The organism is Aminobacter sp. P4_D5, assembly GCF_056401815.1.
Genome location: NZ_JBFUIP010001023.1, coordinates 1 through 599 on the forward strand (window position 1 = coordinate 1; position 599 = coordinate 599).

General features: G+C 65.8%; 1 protein-coding gene. It reads right to left on the bottom strand.

What is annotated here, in order from left to right; translation table 11 throughout:
• On the bottom strand, positions 1–317 hold a 317-nt coding region (locus tag AC1DWF_RS36435; RefSeq protein WP_476843311.1), incomplete at its 3' end, for a papain-like cysteine protease family protein.
• Positions 318–599 lie beyond the last annotated feature (282 nt).

A 599-nucleotide genomic window follows, 5' to 3' on the forward strand; every position in this document is an offset into this window, starting at 1 on the left:
TCGTACCACTTCCCCGCCACCCAGACCGGGCTGATCGTGCAGAAGGAGGCGAAGTTCGTCGCCGACCAGGATCCGCCGCTGCCCCAAGCGCGAAGCCCCAGCGCCTTGGCGGCTTTCTGGTAGTCGCGGGTCTTCAGGCCGGTCTTGCAGGCGTCCTCCCACAGGATCCCCGCCTTCTCGAGCGCCGGCCGGATCTCGCTCGCGCTGCGATCCTTCCAGGCCAGCATCATCTTGAAGCAGGTCAGCCAGCAGGTCGTGGCGGTGTCCTGCGCGAGGGGCACCATGTTCTTCATGTTGACGTCGACCATGGGGGGCATGGGCCTATCTCCTGGGATGAAGGGTGACGCGCGCGTCGGCGGCGCCATGTAGCAAGGTCGACGTCCATTCCTCCGCAGGGGAATTGTCGCTTCTGTCCCACGCTGCACCATTCGGACACGGGCCGCCGGGCGCGTGTCACATTTCCTCACGCCGGGACAACCAGCCGGTGATCCTCCGGTAACCGGCACGCCCCAGACTGTCGGCATAGAAGCGGCACTGGGTCGCTTCACGGAGGGCGATGGGAATGGGGCTGATTCGGGCAATGGCTTTCGGAACGCTGC